Genomic DNA, 15911 nt, shown 5'->3' with positions numbered 1-15911 from the left:
TATAAGTAGGGGAATAATAGTTATTCTTAGTAAAGAGTTTATGATATACAAACCTCAAATTTTATAATTATTATTTTGATAATATATGAACTAAGGAGAAAGCAAAGATGCCAACTCTTAATTGGATTGGAGCTATGATAGGGCTTATAGTTGCAGTAATATTAATTTTAAAGAAGATAACTCCAGTATACGCACTTATCACTGGAGCAATATTAGGAGGACTTGCAGGAGGTGCAAGTCTTTCACAGACAGTTAGTATCATTATAAGTGGTACTAGTAGTGTTATGGGTGCAGTAGTTCATGTAATTTCAGCAGGTGTATTGGCAGGTATTCTGATTGAATCAGGGGCTGCTGAAAAAATATCGGAAACTATAGTTGAAAGACTTGGAGAAAGAAGAGTATTATTAGCAATTGCACTAGCAACAATGATTATGACTTCTGTGGGAGTGTTTAATACAGTTGCAATTATAATTGTTGCACCAATTGCTATGTCAGTGGGTAAACGGATAGGTATAACAAAATCAGCAATATTATTCACAATGATAGGTGGAGGGAAGGCAGGAAATATGATTTCCCCAAATCCGAACACAATTGCAGCAGCGCAAGGATTTAATCTAGATTTAGCTAGTGTAATGATAGCTGGATTTATCCCTGCGGTGGTAGGACTTATAGTAACTTATATAATAGCTCGTTTTATAAACTCTAAATGTGTTCATGTTCAGGAAGTAGAGTGGGAATATAGGTCAGTAAATACTAGAAATAAACCTAGCTTTGCAAAGTCTATGGTTGCTCCAATTACGGCAATTCTTTTATTAGCAATCAATCCCATTGGGAATATCTTAAATATTAAAACTTTTATGGAGTTTTATGTTGATTCAATAATAATTTTGCCTAGTGCAGCCTTAATAGGATTATTGGCAATGGGGCAAGTAAAGGAGGTAGTTTCTTATACAACCTCAGGGTTAGATAGAATGACATCAACTGTAATTATATTAATAGGTGCCGGAGCAATTGCTGGGGTAGTATCAAATTCAAATTTAAGTGACGTTATTGTTGATGGTGTAAAGTTAATAGGAATTCCAGGAACATTTTTAGCACCAATAGTAGGCATACTGATGGGTGCAACAATGGCTTCAACTTCTATTGGTACAATTGTGGCGACAAGCACTTTTGGAAAGGCTATCTTATCAACAGGGGTGGCGCCTTTAAATGCGGCGGTTATGCTTCATACAGGGGCAACAGTAATTGACCATTTACCACATGGCAACTTCTTTCACGTTACAAGAGAATCAGTTAAAATGGAAATTAAGGACAGACTAAAAATTATTCCATATGAGAGTATAGTTGGTGGTGTGATGTGCCTTGTTGCAACAATTCTCTATGGCTTATTAAGGTAACAGATATTATGGTGATATTTGGAGGGATGGAATGAAGCGGGATTTAGTTATTGTACTTGCGCCAGATTCTTTTAAAGAAAGTATGGCTGCGAAAGAAGTCTGTGAAGCAATGGAAAGGGGTATAAAAAAAGTAAATAGAAATATAACTTGCATTCATGTGCCAATGGCTGATGGTGGAGAAGGAACAATGCAATCTTTGGTGGATGCCACAGGGGGAAAGGTATATTCGAGGAAGGTAGTTGGACCTCTTGGAAATGAAGTTGATGCACAGTATGGTATTCTTGGTGATAATGAAACAGGAGTATTAGAAATGGCTAGTGCTAGTGGAATTCAACTTGTACCTAAGGATAAAAGAAATCCACTTATAACAACGACATATGGGACAGGACAGCTTATTAAAGCATGTTTAGATAATGGAGTAAAAAAGTTATTAATAGGAATTGGGGGAAGTGCAACTAATGATGGTGGAGCAGGAGCCATCCAAGCATTAGGTGGCAAATTGTTAGACACTAATGGAAAGGAAATTGGTTATGGTGGTGGAGAACTGGGATGCTTAGCTAGAATTGATATAGAGAACCTAGATAAAAGATTGCAAGAGATTATTATAGAAGTTGCTTGTGATGTAACAAATCCGCTGTGTGGAGAAAGAGGAGCTTCTGAGGTTTTTGGACCTCAAAAAGGAGCGACAATTGAAATGGTAAAAATATTAGACGAAAATCTAAAACATTTTGCATTGATTATTAAAGAGCAACTTTGTAAAGATGTAATTGATATACCTGGTGGCGGTGCTGCTGGAGGGCTTGGTGCAGGATTGATGGCATTTATGAACGGTAGGCTGAAACGTGGTATAGAGATGGTAATAAGGTATTCTGGACTTGAAGATAAAGTTAAGAATTCTGATATGGTCTGGACTGGAGAAGGAAGTATAGATTCCCAAACTCAGTATGGAAAAACGCCAATAGGGGTTGCAAGAGTTGCAAAAAAATATAATAAGCCAGTAGTAGCACTAGCTGGTATGGTTGGTGAAGAGATAGATGTATTATATCAAATGGGTATAGACTCAGTTTTTGGAATTACTAAGGGAGCCACATCTTTAAAAGATGCATTGTCAAAAGGACCAGAAAATATAGAAAAGACGGCTGAAAATATTATAAGGTTAATAAATTTAATTTAGAAAAACATAGTTTGGACTATAGTTATCTATAAGAGTTATCGATAATAACATTGCAAGAAAAAATTTACATAGTGATAGTTTGCAAATTGGGCTAAGTATTGACGTAAGACTGAGTTTCTATATGTATTAAGTAAGAAATGAGAAAATTTTGATCCCAAGGTACTTAGAAGATATCACTTGGAGGAATATTGAAGTTATTTATGGAGAAATATATAAGAATGAGGGGATAGGATGGGATTAGCTTATAAGAATAAAATATTAGAATTTCTTAAAGAGAGTGAAGAATCTCTTTTGGTGATAAATGAAACACAAGATATGGAACTGTTTTGTGATAGTTTTAATAAGTTTATTGAATATTTTGTATCTATAGATGAAATTAGAAAGGCTTATAATGATGAGCGTATTGAAGAGATTTTAGGTGAAAGTTCTGAACAGTTAAGTGATTTACTTGTAAAATCTGTTGAGTTAATAAATCAAGATAATCGATCTGATTTTTTATTGTTGTTACCTGAAATTAATAATGCATATGAGAAATGGGCTTCAATGCTAAGGGAGAACTTAAAGTATAAAATAATTGTTTTTGGTATAAATGAAATTTGTACTATTATAGATAAAATTATTGATTTGGATAAAGCAGATATTGTTTTCTATATAAGTGACAATGGTGAAAATGTAGGGTCATATTTAAATGGAAAGATTATTTATGGAATAGAGAGTATTTCGTCAGCACTTTTTGATTATGTGTTTAGTGTTTGTAATAATAATGAAATTGTTGATAAAATAAAACAAAGTGGGATTATCAAGGATGAACAATTAATTGATTATAACTTTTTTAAGAATCTGATTATATCTAGTCCTGAATTTTTTTGTAAGCACCTAGATTTTCTAGCAGAAGAAAAGAATTTTACGGGTATTTTGACAGGATTATCATATGTTCAAAAAGGTGTAGATACAAGCATATTAAGTGGGAATTTTTTAAATCTTGCGTATCCAGGTCAGGATTTATTTTATGACTTTGAAATGTTTAAGTATGCATATAATTATAAAGAAGTGAAAGAAAATCTTAAATATGCAATTATTGGACTTGGTTATTATAGTTTTCATTATGATTTATCTCTAAGCGCAAATGAAGCTAGGGTAAACTATTATTATCCAATAACGAAAAAAATGCATAATAATAAACTAGCGGGTACATACCTAACTTACCAAAATCAATTAGAATACATTCAAGAAAAAATATTGAAGAAAGAACATTTAAATGAAGCTTTCAATCTTGTGCGCAATTATTATGATAAAGTAATAGATAGTAGCAGTATGAAAGAATATAATTGTCAATCACGAACTAACGAAGAGCTTTTAGCTGACATTGAATTTATAAAAAGGGATTATAAAAAAGATTATCCTAAAACAGTTATAGAAAACAAACGAATATTAGAGGATTATTTAAGCTTTTTAGAAGCTAATTCAATTAAACCAATAGTAATTGTATGTCCAACTACAAAGATATATCAAGCATTTACGCCTAAGAAATTGCAGCAAGAATTTTATGAGATAATAAATGAAATATCCTTAAAATATGAGTTTCAATTTTTCGATTATTACTATTCTAATGAGTTTGAAGATTCAGATTTTATAGATGTATCTCACTTAAATTATAAAGGCGCTAAGAAATTTACGAGAATGCTAAATAACGATATAGGTATTAATTAACATAAAAAACCGTGCTATCAAGTACGGTTTTTTATTAATGGTATATAGATTTAATTATACGATACTTAAGAAAGTGATATGTGAATGCTTGAGTTTTCTATTAATACTATTTAGGTTTAACTAAATTCATGAATTTGCTTAGAAAACCTGCATTAGTGCTTTCTATTTCCATTTCTTGTTGGATATAGTAAGCGTCTTGAATGACTCCTTTAAAGTCTTTAACTTCTTTTATTAAACGCTCATTTACATCTAAAGATGATTGTGTAAAAGTGTTAAAATCATTATGTAAGCTAAGTTTTAAATCTTCACTTTTGCTATCAACTATTTCAGAAACAAAGTCTGTGGTAGCAGCAACAAATTTCTCATTTAAATCTAAGTTAACTTCATTAGCGTTAGAGAATTTAGAATTTAATTGTTCGATAATTTCATTGAATAAGTTTTCCTTAAATTCATTAAGAGTTTTGTTTTGAGCTTCAATAATTGATGAACTAATATTTTGAAGATGTAATGAATTTAAGTTTTGTATATCACTAATTAATTGGTCTTTAAAATCTTTAAGTTGAATTTTTTGTTCTTCTTTAATTAAGTTAATAAGCTCTTCAACAGATAGTAAGTTACTTTCTGTAGTTTCTGCTTCAGCATCACTTAAAGGTAATTCACTGCAATAATCTTGAATCTCTTTAAGAGTCATGCCTCTATTTTTCAACTTAATCAAAAATTCTAAATTATCAACATCATTATTAGTAAAATGTAATTCTTTATCAACTATCGAGATTTTCAAAAGATCATCAAATATATTTGTATAGTATTTTATATTGTCAATACTTTCGTTTAATAAATCAGCTACTTGATTAATAGAATAATACAGTATTTCGCCTCTTTTTTTGTTTTGAATTTTTTTATTAGTTTTCTCTGAATTTACAAATTTATCCTTAAATTCCATAATAATAAATTCCCCCTCTTTTCTTTTTTCGAAGAGTGAGGATATAAACTTAAGTGTTTATTTGGAATTTTTTTGAAAAAAATACAAAAATATATAAAGTTCAGTGTAACTTGTTTCGATAATATATATTATACAATATAACAAGGGAGAGTAATCATGGAAAAAGGTAAGATGTTATTAGTTTCATTAGGACAAGGCGCGGGAAATATAGTAGATGGGTTATTGAGTAGAAATCCTAGATATAATGGTTTATTTCTAAATAGTAGTTTGTTTGATATTAAGCCGTTAAAAAATGCAGATATGTCAAAGAACGTATATCTTTATCCAGGTACAGATGGTTCAGGAAGAGATAGAAATAAGTCTAAGGAAATGATAAAAGATAATGTAAATTCTATAGGAACATTGCTAAGTAAATATCCTTTAACAGAAGTTGTTGTTGTATTTACAACTATGGCAGGGGGAACAGGTTCTGGGGCAGTAAAAACCTTTATACAAATAGTGAAAAAAGTATTACCAAAGGCAAAGGTAAATGTAGTAGCAATTTTACCTAGCCTAAAGGAAGATGAATTGGCATTTAAGAACACTATCGAATGTTGGAATGATATAAATAGTATAATGGATTTAATAAGTGACGTAAAATTTGTAGACAACAATAAGAGAAATACATATAAAGAAATTAACAATGAAGTAATTGAGAGTTTAGATTTAGCTTATAATATAATAGGTATTCATGCAGATGGTAGTATTGATAATAAAGATTCATTTAGAATAAACACAGCAGAAGGATCAGGTCTTATTTTAAAGTTATATGATGGTTTAAAAGATGTAAAAACTGCTATTGATTTGGCTATAAAAAATAGTGTTTTTGTTCAACCAGATGTATATTATTGCGATTACTTAGGTATTAATTTGAAGGTTGATGGATATGATCCATATGAAGTTTCTAAATTATTTGAGGTTTATAAAAGTACATATATTACATATAATAACAAGAATAACATAGTAGTCCTTGGAGGATGTGAAACTCCAACAGAATCAATAAACTTAATTAAAATGGCTTTAGACGAAAAAAACAAAAGAAAATTATCAAGAAATAAAAAAAGAAGTGTTATTATTGATATAGATACAGATGGTATAGATAATAAAGAAGATATAGATGGGTTAAATAACAGTGAATTAAATGACTTATTTGAAGATAATTATGCTTTTTAAATATCACCTAGTTGAACATAACCAGATATATCTATACAATGGTAATATAAAGTACAAATACATTACGACTGGAAGGTGGGCAAATTAAGTTACTGCTTTAAATTTAGATTACACTAATGTATGTAGTTCAGATAAAAGCAATAATATATTGCTTTGTCCATAAGATATATTACTAGGAAGGTATAGAAACGGTGATTTTAATATGAATATAGTTATGTACAAAGGAAATTTCAATTATGGTGTTGTAAGTTATTTTGTAGATGAATTAGTACAGGTTTTTAGAAAAAGAGGTCATCATGTGGAGATAATGGACATAGTAGGGCTAGAAATAGAAGAGGATAAACGTGGAGATGAGTTAGAGCTTGCAAAGATTTTTAAGATTGACGAATCTGTTGATTTGGTTCTAACATTTAATGGAGTTGGGTTTATTGGAGACAATGAATTATTTCATAAGTTTAAGGTGATTTTTGGAGCTTTGTTAATAGATCATCCTTTCCATCAGTATGAGAGAATAGTAAGAACAAAACCTAAAAATATATTTTATAGTATGTATGATGAAGGAGCCATAGCAACAGCAGAGAAGTATATAAATAGTGAAAATATATTTACGCACCTAATGCATGGTGGAAGCTACGCAAAAAATAGTTATATTAAAAAAGAGTATGATGTTGTAGTAATTGGTGGGTTGGATGAACGCTATCTTAACATAGATAATGTAGTGGACCAATACATTGGTGATGAACTGGGGAAAATTGCAAAAAAATTGTATGAAAAAGCAAGCAAAGATTATTGCAAAACTTTGGACGAACATCTAGAAGGTATAATAAAGGACATGGTTCTTCCAGATGAATTAATAAAGATGGATCAGTTTAAAGAGATAATAAGATATATATATATTCAAGTAGATCTTAGGTTAAGAGCAAAAACAAGATATGAATCAGTGTTATGGTTACTAAAAAACGATATACAAGTTAACTATTTTGGAAATTGTGAAAATGAAGAATTAAGGAAGTATAGAAATTTTATATATCATGGTTCGATTGGCTACGAAGAAGTATTAGATGTTATGGCAAAGTCTAAAATAATAATTCATGATGTTCCTTGCTTTAAAAATGGAAGCCATGAGAGAGTATTTTCAGCGATGCTCAATGGTGCATTAGTAGTAGCAAATTATAATAACTATTCATATAACATTTATCAAGATGGAGAAAGTATAGTTTTCTATGATATAAATAATTATCAGGATATGGTGGATAAGGTTAAATACTATTTAGAGAATGAGCAAGAAAGATTACGTATAGCAAATAATGCATTGGAAATAACATCGAAGTATAATACTTGGGAAAATAGAGCAGATGAAATACTTAGAGTTTATGAGATAATGAGAGGCATGCGGAATAGTAAAGAAGAAGTAGTTTAATACATATAGTCATTAGCTATAATTACAACATATACAGGCTTGAATCTTCAAATGTGAGAGATTTAAGCCTTTATTTATATATATATTATTAAATAAAATTAGTTCTTCAACTGGCTTTTGTTTTAGAGTATTTCCTTCTAAAGTTAACTCTCTTGGAATTGTTAAATAATGAGCCCCCATATTTTTATCTAAAGGATAATCAATTTCTGGCATACCAACCCATCCAAACCTTAGGATCTCTTACATGGCCAGTATAACTATCTGGAAATTCTTTAATTAAAGGATTTTCTGATGACTTTTCTATTGGATAGTCATAGTTTATTATAGCTAAGCATTGGTTAGCTGTTCTGTTAGTACTTGAGTATTTTATATTACCAGTATAATATAAATAAACCTTATTATCTTTATTAGTCTATTACCAGAATATGGACCATTACGGTTATATTCTTCAGTAGGGATTATTGCTACCAAAATATGATTCCAATGGATTAAGTCTTTTGATTTTACAGGAGCTCAATGTTTTAAAACGTGTGTCGGTCCAAAGGAATACCATTGGTAAAAAACGTAGTACTCTCCATTGTAATGGCAAAGAGCATCAGAGTCATTTATTAAACCACATTGTGAATGAATATGAAAATTTGGCATCTAGAGAACTCTTTTTGTAATATTAATTAGTTTTTCTAATTGTCCTTCTTTCGCATCTAAAATTGTTCTATTATCATTAGATTTTGAATTTTCCACGATACTAAGCCCACCACCATCACTAGTTATAACAGGTATTCATCATAGCTTCCATGCTGTAGAAGTAGGATTAGTAGATAATAAAGATATGGTAATAAACTTCTTATTACCAATATGGGTAATGGCAAATGTTGAACAAGGTGGTGCTTCACTTGCATTATACTTCAAAACTAAAAATCAAAAAATTAAAGCAATCGCAGCTCCAGTTTCATTATTCTGTTTATTAGGAATTACTGAAGCAGCTATCTTTGGAGTTAACCTAAGATTTGTTAAACCATTTATTGCAGCAGCTATTGGTGGTGCTCTTGGTGGTGGATATATGGTATTGATGAAAGTTGCAATGAATGGACTGGGTGTGACTGGTATACCAGGTATTGTAATAGTATCAGGGTCATCTATGATGCATTATATCATAGGTATGATTTTAGCTTTTGCTGCAGCATTCATTGGAACATTAATTCTAGGCTTTAAGGATGAAGAAGCTTAAGGATAATTAAGAAAAGCATACTCTAACAATTTAGGGTATGCTTTTCTATTAGTTGCAAGTTGATAAAATAGTACCAAATAACTTTACTATAAAACATACATGGATTAATATAAATTTAGTTTAGTCTAATTCTGTGTGCTATTAATAAAAGGAGATAATAATATGAAAAAAATATTATGTATAGGCGAATTATTAATTGATTTTATATGTTCAGATATAGATAATTCTTTAATTGAAGGTACAAATTTTATAAAGAAAGCTGGAGGAGCACCTGCTAATGTTACAGCGGCTATATCAAAGCTTGGCGGAAGTGCAACCTTTGGTGGAAGTGTAGGTGCTGATGCATTTGGGTTATTTTTAAAGAAGACCTTAGATGACGTAGCTGTAGACACATCTTTGTTAAAGGTTTTGGAAAAACAAAATACTACTCTTGCGTTTGTTTCATTAAAAGAAAATGGCGAGAGAGATTTTATATTTAATAGAGGTGCAGATGAGAATTTTTGTTTAAGTGATAAAGAATATCAGCTGTTAAATGATTATGAAATAGTCCATTTTGGTTCAGCTACTGCATTATTAGGTGGAGAACTTAAAGAAACCTACTTAAAGTCAATGATGAAAGCTAAAGAACTTAATTTATTCATTTCTTTCGATCCAAACTATAGAGTTGATTTATGGAAAGGACGAGATAATGAGTTCATAGATGCTGCAAAAGAATGTTTAAAGTATGCAGACTTTGTTAAAGTAAGCGATGAGGAAGCTAAGATTTTAACAGGAAAAGAAGATTTGAAAGAAGCTGCTAAAGACTTATGCGTTTGGGGTGCAAAGACTGTTGCTATAACTCTTGGTAAAGAAGGAACGATGATTACTGATGGCACTAATTTAGAAATAATACAAAGTATAAAGATAAAATCAATTGATTCTACAGGCGCAGGAGATGCTTTTGTTGGAGCAACTTTATATAAATTATCTTTAGAAGAGTCTTCAAAAGAAGTTGTAAGAACCTTTTCAAACTTTAAAAAGATTATTCAATTTGGCAACATAGTTGGTGCAATAGTTTGTACAAAGCTTGGAGCAATCGCAGCGATTCCAACATTAGATGAGGTACGTAGCTTTATAGAAGAGTAAGTTTATTTTAAATACTAAAATAATCATTATTTACATTAATAAAAGTTGAAGAATTGTTAAGATGAAGAGTAAATGTATTTATTAAAGGATGAAACAAAAGTTGTCATTAAGATTAAAAGTTTACACTGAGTTCATAAGTAATAAGTATAGTTAATTCATAAACATTATTGAAGCTTATATAAATGAAATTGCAGTAGAAATATTTTAAAGGGAAAGTGGTAAAATTATTGGATCGATAGTTTTGCGACTTTCCTTTTATTATACGTCGATATATATAATCGCCTTTAAGTGTCAATGAAAATTTTTATAAAAATAAATTAATACGACAATAAAAGTATAAAAATGATTCCTCATTGAGGAAATAACATGATATGATAAGTCTAATAAATAAAAGAATGTTAGGGAAAATGTAATTTTTATATTTTAAATTTTAAAGATATTGAATAAAGTTAAGAAAGCAACTAATGAGGAGGGACAATACATGTACAGTTTTAAAAATGATTATAGTGAAGGTGCTCATCCAAGAATATTGAATGCATTGTTAGAATCAAACTTTGAGCAGAATGAGGGATATGGTGAAGACCATTATTCAATCAAAGCTATAGAACTGTTAAAAGAGGAAATTGAATCTAAGGATATAGATATTCATTTTTTAGTAGGAGGGACTCAAACTAATCTCACAGTTATTTCAGCATTTTTGAGACCACATGAGGCGGTAATCTCTGCAGATACAGGACATATCCTTGTACATGAAACTGGCGCTATTGAAGCTACTGGACATAAGGTGATTTCTGTTGAAGTAGAAGATGGAAAGTTAAGGGTGGAGCACGTAAAGAATGTTCTTGAGATGCATACAGATGAACATATGGTAAAGCCTAAGCTTGTGTACATATCAAATTCTACAGAAATAGGGTCCATATATAAAAAGCAAGAACTAGAAGAGCTAAGTGGTTTTTGTAAGGAAAACAACTTAATTCTGTATATTGATGGTGCGAGACTTGGATCTGCTTTGTGTTCAGAAGAGAATGATTTAAAAATGTCAGATCTTGCTAGATTAGCTGATGCTTTCTATATTGGAGGTACCAAAAATGGAGCATTGCTTGGAGAAGCTTTAGTAATATGTAAAGAAGCTTTAAAAGAAGATTTTAGATTTCACATAAAACAAAAAGGAGCTATGTTAGCCAAAGGTAAGCTTTTAGGTATACAGTTCCTTGAGCTTTTTAGAGATAAATTATATTTTGACCTTGCATCCCATGCAAATAAACTAGCAACTTTACTTATCAATGAAATTGAAACTATGGGATATAAATTTTTAGTACATTCGCCATCTAATCAAGTATTCCCTATCCTACCAAATAAGGTAATTGAAAAGCTACAAGAAAAGTATTCATTTTATATGTGGTCAAAGGTTGATGATGAAAACTCATCAATTCGTCTTGTAACATCTTGGGCAACAAAAGAAGATGCAGTTAAAGCTTTCATTGAAGATCTGAAGAGTTTAACTATATAAGTTGCAACAATGAATCTCAGATAATCCTCAATTATCTGAGATTTTTGGTGAGCCTAAGACTTTTATTTTTAGTTGTTCTTTTTTTAATGTTTCTTCAATATGTTGTGTATTTTGAAGAGTATCTATATAGAGAGATATATCCTCTAAGTTAACTTTGTGTTTTGAAAATTCAATTTGTTCTTCACTAAGTGGTATTCTGATAATTTCCTCTTGGGTATAGTTATTTTTAGGATTAGGTGATCCAAGATTTTTTTTCTCTATTATTAATTCTTCTCGATTAATAGGAATAGTAAAATTTTTTTCTTCAGAGAATGTGTGTCTATAAATATTCACCTCTCCTATTGTTATCCATTCTTTTACAACATCAAGTTGCTCTTCTTTAAGCTTTAAAGTTATGTTTGATTTATCCTCAGAGGTATTTATATTTGAGGTATCCATTTGTTTATTAGTACTTATTAAATTATTTGACATTTGATTATCCCCCAATTATTTTTTAAAACACCTCGCGAATAAAAGTAAATTTCCGAGGTGTTTTAAATATATAATATTAGTATTCGTTATTATCTGTATCAATTATGTCTGCATCACCGATTGTATTTACTCTAGCTTCTTCTCTTCTAACAGTCTCATTTATATGCTCTGTTTCTTCAAGGGTGCGTTTATGAGCTGAAACTTCTCCTGTTATTACAGTACGCTTTCCTACATTAACTTTTTCTTCAGTGACAGGTATTCGAATAGTTTCTTCGTTAGCTATAGGAGAATCAGTTGACTCATTATCTAAAGATCTTCTTTCTATTACTACTTCTTCACGAGATACAGGGATATCTAATTCTTTATGCTCTTCAATAATCTCTTTACCAAACTCTACTTCGCCCTTTTGAATTTTACTTTTTTCCACATTAAGTTCTTCTTTACGTAGTTGAAGTTTTGCATCATCAGTAGTTTTTTTTATATTATCATCATCACTGTCACCAAAAATTCCTCCGAATATACTCATCACCTATACCTCCATATATCAATAAATTTTCTGCATTTATATGTTGTCCTGAAAAACTGTTAATATCCTGTACTAAGGTTGGATATAAAAGCAATATATAGGTACGAGGTGTTTGAAAAATTTGTTACTTTTGTTTTAAATGTAGATATTCAAATAAAGAGTATTCATAACTTAATTTATTCCCAAATATATCACGATACTTCGATGTAATTTCAGTATTACAAGTTATATAATTTGTAAAAATGTTTTAGGAAGAATAAATATTTAAATATTTATTGGAATTATCAATTTTTATATTGGTAAATGGTATAATTTTGATAGTAATGCTATTAGGAGGGCTAATTTTCAAAGTCAGATTGAATAAGTTTCATTAGCACTTGTACTTGAATTGGTTATAGTGTTTCCTATTTTTATAGTTAAAACTGTATATTTAAATTTAATTAGTTGCGAATCAAAGAAGGAGATTAATTATGTCAAAAGAAAATAGAGGGAAATTAGAGATAGAGTTATACAAAGATTTAAGGATTGATTGCAAAAAGTGCTTTGGATTTTGTTGCATTGCATTGTATTTTTCAGCTTCAGATGGATTTCCTACTGACAAAGAGGCAGGAGAACCATGTATAAACTTATGTAAGGATTTTAGCTGTGCTATCCACAAAGACCTTAGGAATAAGGGCCTTAAAGGATGTACTGCTTATGATTGTTTTGGAGCAGGGCAAAGAGTTGCACAAGGTACATATAGAGGAGAGAACTGGCAGCAAAATAAAGAATTATCAAAACAAATGTTTCAAGTTTTTTTGGTTATGAGACAACTACATGAAATGTTATGGTATTTAACAAACGCTTATATAAAACAAACAGATAATAATATCAAAGATAAAATTAATTATATGATAAACGAAACGGAAAGACTTACTCATCTTGACCCTAATTCTTTACTAGTTACAGATATAGATTTACATAGGAATCAGGTTAATTCTCTACTTCATCAGACTAGTGAGTTTCTCCGCACAAAAGTTTTAAAAGGTCAAAAAACTTCTTTGAAACGTAAGAAAACAATTGCAGGAAGGTTAGATTTAATTGGTACTGACCTTAGAAAAACAAACCTTAGAGGAGCAGATCTAAGAGGAGCATTCCTTATCGCAGCGAATCTTAGTGATGTTGATTTAAGTTATGCAGATCTAATTGGAGCGGATTTAAGAGATGCAGATATAAGAGGTACCAATCTTGAAAATAGCTTATTTATAACTCAAGCTCAGGTTAATACAGCTAAGGGAGATTCAAAAACAAGATTACCTAAGTCATTGACACGCCCTCAATATTGGTCTAAATAGAACTAGTCTAAAAATTGTTTTGTGCCTATAATTAATATAGAATCACATGGTAAATTCAGCTGCAAGAATTGCAACGAAAAGCGTTAGAAATTGATATTGAAGTTGCAGATATTTAAAAAGATTAACGGAAAGAACTATTTTACCAGAGGGTTTAGGAATGAATATATACTTTTAGATTACTTTTAGTTATTATGAGTTTTTATAAATATAGTTATGTTAAATAATAAGTTAAATGTTTATTGGAATTGTTAACTTTTTTATGTCACGATGTTATAATGTTCATGTTATAGATTAAATTTGAAATGAAGCATAATATTAAGTGATGTAAATACAAGAGTTTATGTTTATGGGAAAGACTATTTTATGACTAGGATAAGGTTGTGCTGAACTCATAAAATAGATTTTATAATAAATATCTTAGGAGGGCTAACAATTGAAAATCACAACATTTAAAAGGAAAGGTTTTATACTTTCACTTGTACTTGCTTTAGTTGTAGTTTTTTCTAGTTCTATAACTAAAACTGCATACTCAATAACAGGAACTGGTACAAGTACATCTCCATACTCTGTGGCACAGGCAATAGCAAATCAAACTAGTACTGTAAAAACTGTTCAGGGTTACGTAGTTGGACAACCAACAACTACTACAACAGTTCTAAAAAGTGGATTTACAGGGAATACGGCTATAGCAATTGCTGATAGTGCAACAGAAACGAATACTTCAAGCATGATTTATGTTCAAATTTCTACTACATATCAAGCTACATTTGGATTAAAAACAAATCCTAGTTTAAAAGGAACTCAAGTTAAGGTTACAGGAACACTAACTGCATATTTTGCTCATGCAGGAATAAAAAGTATTACTGGTATAGCTAAGGTGACTTCTTCAGATGATAATACAAGCGGCGGAAGCACTGGTGGTACTACAGGTGGAAACACTGGTGGTACTACAAGCGGAAGCACAACATCATATGATACTACATACTATGCTTCAGCTATGGGTAAAACTGGGGCAACTTTAAAATCAACACTTCATGAAATAATTGATGATCACACAAAATTATCATATGAAGCTGTTTGGAATGGAATAAAGGATACAGACCAAGATCCTAACAACTCAAACAATGTTATATTATTATATACAGGACGTTCACAATCAAAATCTTCAAATGGTTCAGGTGTTGATAACTGGAACAGAGAACATGTATGGGCAAAGTCTCATGGTAACTTTGGTACTTCAGCAGGCGCAGGAACAGATTTACACCATCTAAGGGCAACAGATGTATCTGTAAATAGTACAAGAGGAAATCTTGACTTTGATAATGGTGGAACTCCAGATAAAGAGGCTACATTATGCAAATATGACAGTGATTCATGGGAACCTAGAAATGCTGTAAAAGGTGATATAGCTAGAATGTTATTCTATATGGCTGTAAGATATGAAGGCGATAATGGAGAACCAAACTTAGAATTAAATGATAAAGTTAATAATGGCACTAATCCATATATGGGAAGATTAAGTGTATTACTCCAATGGAATCAACAAGACCCTGTTGATGATATGGAAAGAAGAAGAAATGATATAATATTTAATAAATATCAACATAACAGAAATCCTTTTATTGATCATCCAGAATGGGTAAATCAAATTTGGAACTAATTAGTGTATTAGTATAAAATAATTGTGAGTTGAGACTGTAAGGAAGATAACTCTTTCTTATAGTCTTTTGTTATCTAGAAATAGGTCAAAGCAATTGTAATAGTTTATGTAAAATTAATCATACCTATGGATAACTAGTCTATTTTATGAATATGTTTACATTAAAACTTTAATATGTTACTATGATAGCGATAAAAACTA

Annotated in this window: 14 protein-coding genes and 1 pseudogene; 10 read left to right on the top strand and 5 right to left on the bottom strand. The window is 30.4% G+C overall.

The features are described from left to right. Nucleotides 1-107: 107 nt before the first annotated feature. The 3 genes from CLOCEL_RS21450 to CLOCEL_RS21440 all read left to right on the top strand — a co-directional run bounded on the left by CLOCEL_RS21450 (nucleotide 108) and on the right by CLOCEL_RS21440 (nucleotide 4281). Nucleotides 108-1397 carry a GntP family permease gene (locus CLOCEL_RS21450; protein ID WP_010074312.1) on the top strand — a complete coding sequence of 430 codons (1290 nt, stop codon included), beginning with the start codon at nucleotides 108-110 and terminating at the stop codon, nucleotides 1395-1397. Nucleotides 1398-1428: 31 nt separating this feature from the next. Next, a complete protein-coding gene (locus CLOCEL_RS21445) occupies nucleotides 1429-2571 on the top strand; it encodes a glycerate kinase family protein (RefSeq protein ID WP_010074311.1) in 1143 nt (380 codons plus the stop codon). Between the two features lie 231 nt (nucleotides 2572-2802). Beyond that, nucleotides 2803-4281, top strand: coding sequence for a hypothetical protein (locus CLOCEL_RS21440; protein WP_010074310.1), 1479 nt, complete (start codon nucleotides 2803-2805; stop codon nucleotides 4279-4281). Between the two features lie 106 nt (nucleotides 4282-4387). On the opposite strand, the gene CLOCEL_RS21435 is transcribed toward CLOCEL_RS21440, so the two are convergent. Further along, nucleotides 4388-5224 (bottom strand): helix-turn-helix domain-containing protein, encoded by an 837-nt coding sequence (locus tag CLOCEL_RS21435; protein WP_010074309.1) that lies wholly within the window; start codon nucleotides 5222-5224, stop codon nucleotides 4388-4390. Between the two features lie 156 nt (nucleotides 5225-5380). Between CLOCEL_RS21435 and CLOCEL_RS21430 the strand changes: the two genes are divergently transcribed. Together CLOCEL_RS21430 and CLOCEL_RS21425 are read left to right on the top strand one after the other, a co-directional pair. Then, a complete protein-coding gene (locus CLOCEL_RS21430) occupies nucleotides 5381-6436 on the top strand; it encodes an FtsZ/tubulin family protein (protein WP_010074308.1) in 1056 nt (351 codons plus the stop codon). A 202-nt stretch (nucleotides 6437-6638) separates the two neighbouring features. Continuing rightward, nucleotides 6639-7856 (top strand): glycosyltransferase, encoded by a 1218-nt coding sequence (locus tag CLOCEL_RS21425; protein WP_010074307.1) that lies wholly within the window; start codon nucleotides 6639-6641, stop codon nucleotides 7854-7856. Between the two features lie 12 nt (nucleotides 7857-7868). Here the strand turns inward: CLOCEL_RS21425 and CLOCEL_RS21420 are convergent, their stop codons facing one another. Together CLOCEL_RS21420 and CLOCEL_RS23885 are read right to left on the bottom strand one after the other, a co-directional pair. Further along, nucleotides 7869-8069 carry a sucrose-6-phosphate hydrolase (Sucrase) gene (locus tag CLOCEL_RS21420; protein WP_010074306.1) on the bottom strand — a complete coding sequence of 67 codons (201 nt, stop codon included), beginning with the start codon at nucleotides 8067-8069 and terminating at the stop codon, nucleotides 7869-7871. Continuing rightward, a pseudogene (locus CLOCEL_RS23885) lies at nucleotides 8056-8501 on the bottom strand (glycoside hydrolase family protein). Before CLOCEL_RS23885 ends, CLOCEL_RS21420 begins: the two are co-directional and overlap by 14 nt. A 19-nt stretch (nucleotides 8502-8520) precedes the next feature. Between CLOCEL_RS23885 and CLOCEL_RS21415 the strand changes: the two are divergent. The 3 genes from CLOCEL_RS21415 to CLOCEL_RS21405 all read left to right on the top strand — a co-directional run bounded on the left by CLOCEL_RS21415 (nucleotide 8521) and on the right by CLOCEL_RS21405 (nucleotide 11719). Beyond that, the gene (locus CLOCEL_RS21415; protein WP_081446467.1) at nucleotides 8521-9084 is read left to right on the top strand and encodes a PTS transporter subunit EIIC; all 564 of its coding nucleotides are present in this window, start codon (nucleotides 8521-8523) and stop codon (nucleotides 9082-9084) included. A 162-nt stretch (nucleotides 9085-9246) separates the two neighbouring features. Further along, a complete protein-coding gene (locus CLOCEL_RS21410) occupies nucleotides 9247-10209 on the top strand; it encodes a carbohydrate kinase family protein (RefSeq protein ID WP_010074303.1) in 963 nt (320 codons plus the stop codon). 481 nt (nucleotides 10210-10690) lie between these two features. After that, a complete protein-coding gene (locus CLOCEL_RS21405; RefSeq protein ID WP_010074302.1) occupies nucleotides 10691-11719 on the top strand; it encodes a threonine aldolase family protein in 1029 nt (342 codons plus the stop codon). A 27-nt stretch (nucleotides 11720-11746) separates the two neighbouring features. Here CLOCEL_RS21405 and CLOCEL_RS21400 read toward each other — a convergent pair whose 3' ends face one another. Both CLOCEL_RS21400 and CLOCEL_RS21395 read right to left on the bottom strand, forming a co-directional pair. Then, the gene (locus CLOCEL_RS21400) at nucleotides 11747-12190 is read right to left on the bottom strand and encodes a YsnF/AvaK domain-containing protein (RefSeq protein WP_010074301.1); all 444 of its coding nucleotides are present in this window, start codon (nucleotides 12188-12190) and stop codon (nucleotides 11747-11749) included. A gap of 76 nt (nucleotides 12191-12266) precedes the next feature. After that, the gene (locus CLOCEL_RS21395) at nucleotides 12267-12716 is read right to left on the bottom strand and encodes a YsnF/AvaK domain-containing protein (RefSeq protein ID WP_010074300.1); all 450 of its coding nucleotides are present in this window, start codon (nucleotides 12714-12716) and stop codon (nucleotides 12267-12269) included. A 470-nt stretch (nucleotides 12717-13186) separates the two neighbouring features. Between CLOCEL_RS21395 and CLOCEL_RS21390 the strand changes: the two genes are divergently transcribed. Continuing rightward, entirely contained in the window at nucleotides 13187-14050 is an 864-nt protein-coding gene (locus CLOCEL_RS21390; RefSeq protein WP_010074299.1) for a pentapeptide repeat-containing protein, read from the top strand. 433 nt (nucleotides 14051-14483) lie between these two features. Continuing rightward, entirely contained in the window at nucleotides 14484-15710 is a 1227-nt protein-coding gene (locus tag CLOCEL_RS21385) for an endonuclease (protein ID WP_010074298.1), read from the top strand. The last annotated feature ends 201 nt before the right edge of the window (nucleotides 15711-15911 follow it).

Source organism: Clostridium cellulovorans 743B, assembly GCF_000145275.1.
GTDB lineage: Bacteria > Bacillota > Clostridia > Clostridiales > Clostridiaceae > Clostridium_K > Clostridium_K cellulovorans.
The sequence above is the reverse complement of the archived record's forward strand: the minus strand, read 5'-3'. Positions and strand labels throughout refer to the sequence as shown.

What these genes read in the sequence shown, in the direction of transcription:
- CLOCEL_RS21450 (WP_010074312.1), top strand. Translation starts at nt 108, where the DNA reads ATGCCAACTCTTAATTGGATTGGAGCTATGATAGGGCTTATAGTTGCA.
- CLOCEL_RS21445 (WP_010074311.1), top strand. Translation starts at nt 1,429, where the DNA reads ATGAAGCGGGATTTAGTTATTGTACTTGCGCCAGATTCTTTTAAAGAA.
- CLOCEL_RS21440 (WP_010074310.1), top strand. Translation starts at nt 2,803, where the DNA reads ATGGGATTAGCTTATAAGAATAAAATATTAGAATTTCTTAAAGAGAGT.
- CLOCEL_RS21435 (WP_010074309.1), bottom strand. Translation starts at nt 5,224, where the DNA reads ATGGAATTTAAGGATAAATTTGTAAATTCAGAGAAAACTAATAAAAAA.
- CLOCEL_RS21430 (WP_010074308.1), top strand. Translation starts at nt 5,381, where the DNA reads ATGGAAAAAGGTAAGATGTTATTAGTTTCATTAGGACAAGGCGCGGGA.
- CLOCEL_RS21425 (WP_010074307.1), top strand. Translation starts at nt 6,639, where the DNA reads ATGAATATAGTTATGTACAAAGGAAATTTCAATTATGGTGTTGTAAGT.
- CLOCEL_RS21420 (WP_010074306.1), bottom strand. Translation starts at nt 8,069, where the DNA reads ATGCCAGAAATTGATTATCCTTTAGATAAAAATATGGGGGCTCATTAT.
- CLOCEL_RS21410 (WP_010074303.1), top strand. Translation starts at nt 9,247, where the DNA reads ATGAAAAAAATATTATGTATAGGCGAATTATTAATTGATTTTATATGT.
- CLOCEL_RS21405 (WP_010074302.1), top strand. Translation starts at nt 10,691, where the DNA reads ATGTACAGTTTTAAAAATGATTATAGTGAAGGTGCTCATCCAAGAATA.
- CLOCEL_RS21400 (WP_010074301.1), bottom strand. Translation starts at nt 12,190, where the DNA reads ATGTCAAATAATTTAATAAGTACTAATAAACAAATGGATACCTCAAAT.
- CLOCEL_RS21395 (WP_010074300.1), bottom strand. Translation starts at nt 12,716, where the DNA reads ATGAGTATATTCGGAGGAATTTTTGGTGACAGTGATGATGATAATATA.
- CLOCEL_RS21390 (WP_010074299.1), top strand. Translation starts at nt 13,187, where the DNA reads ATGTCAAAAGAAAATAGAGGGAAATTAGAGATAGAGTTATACAAAGAT.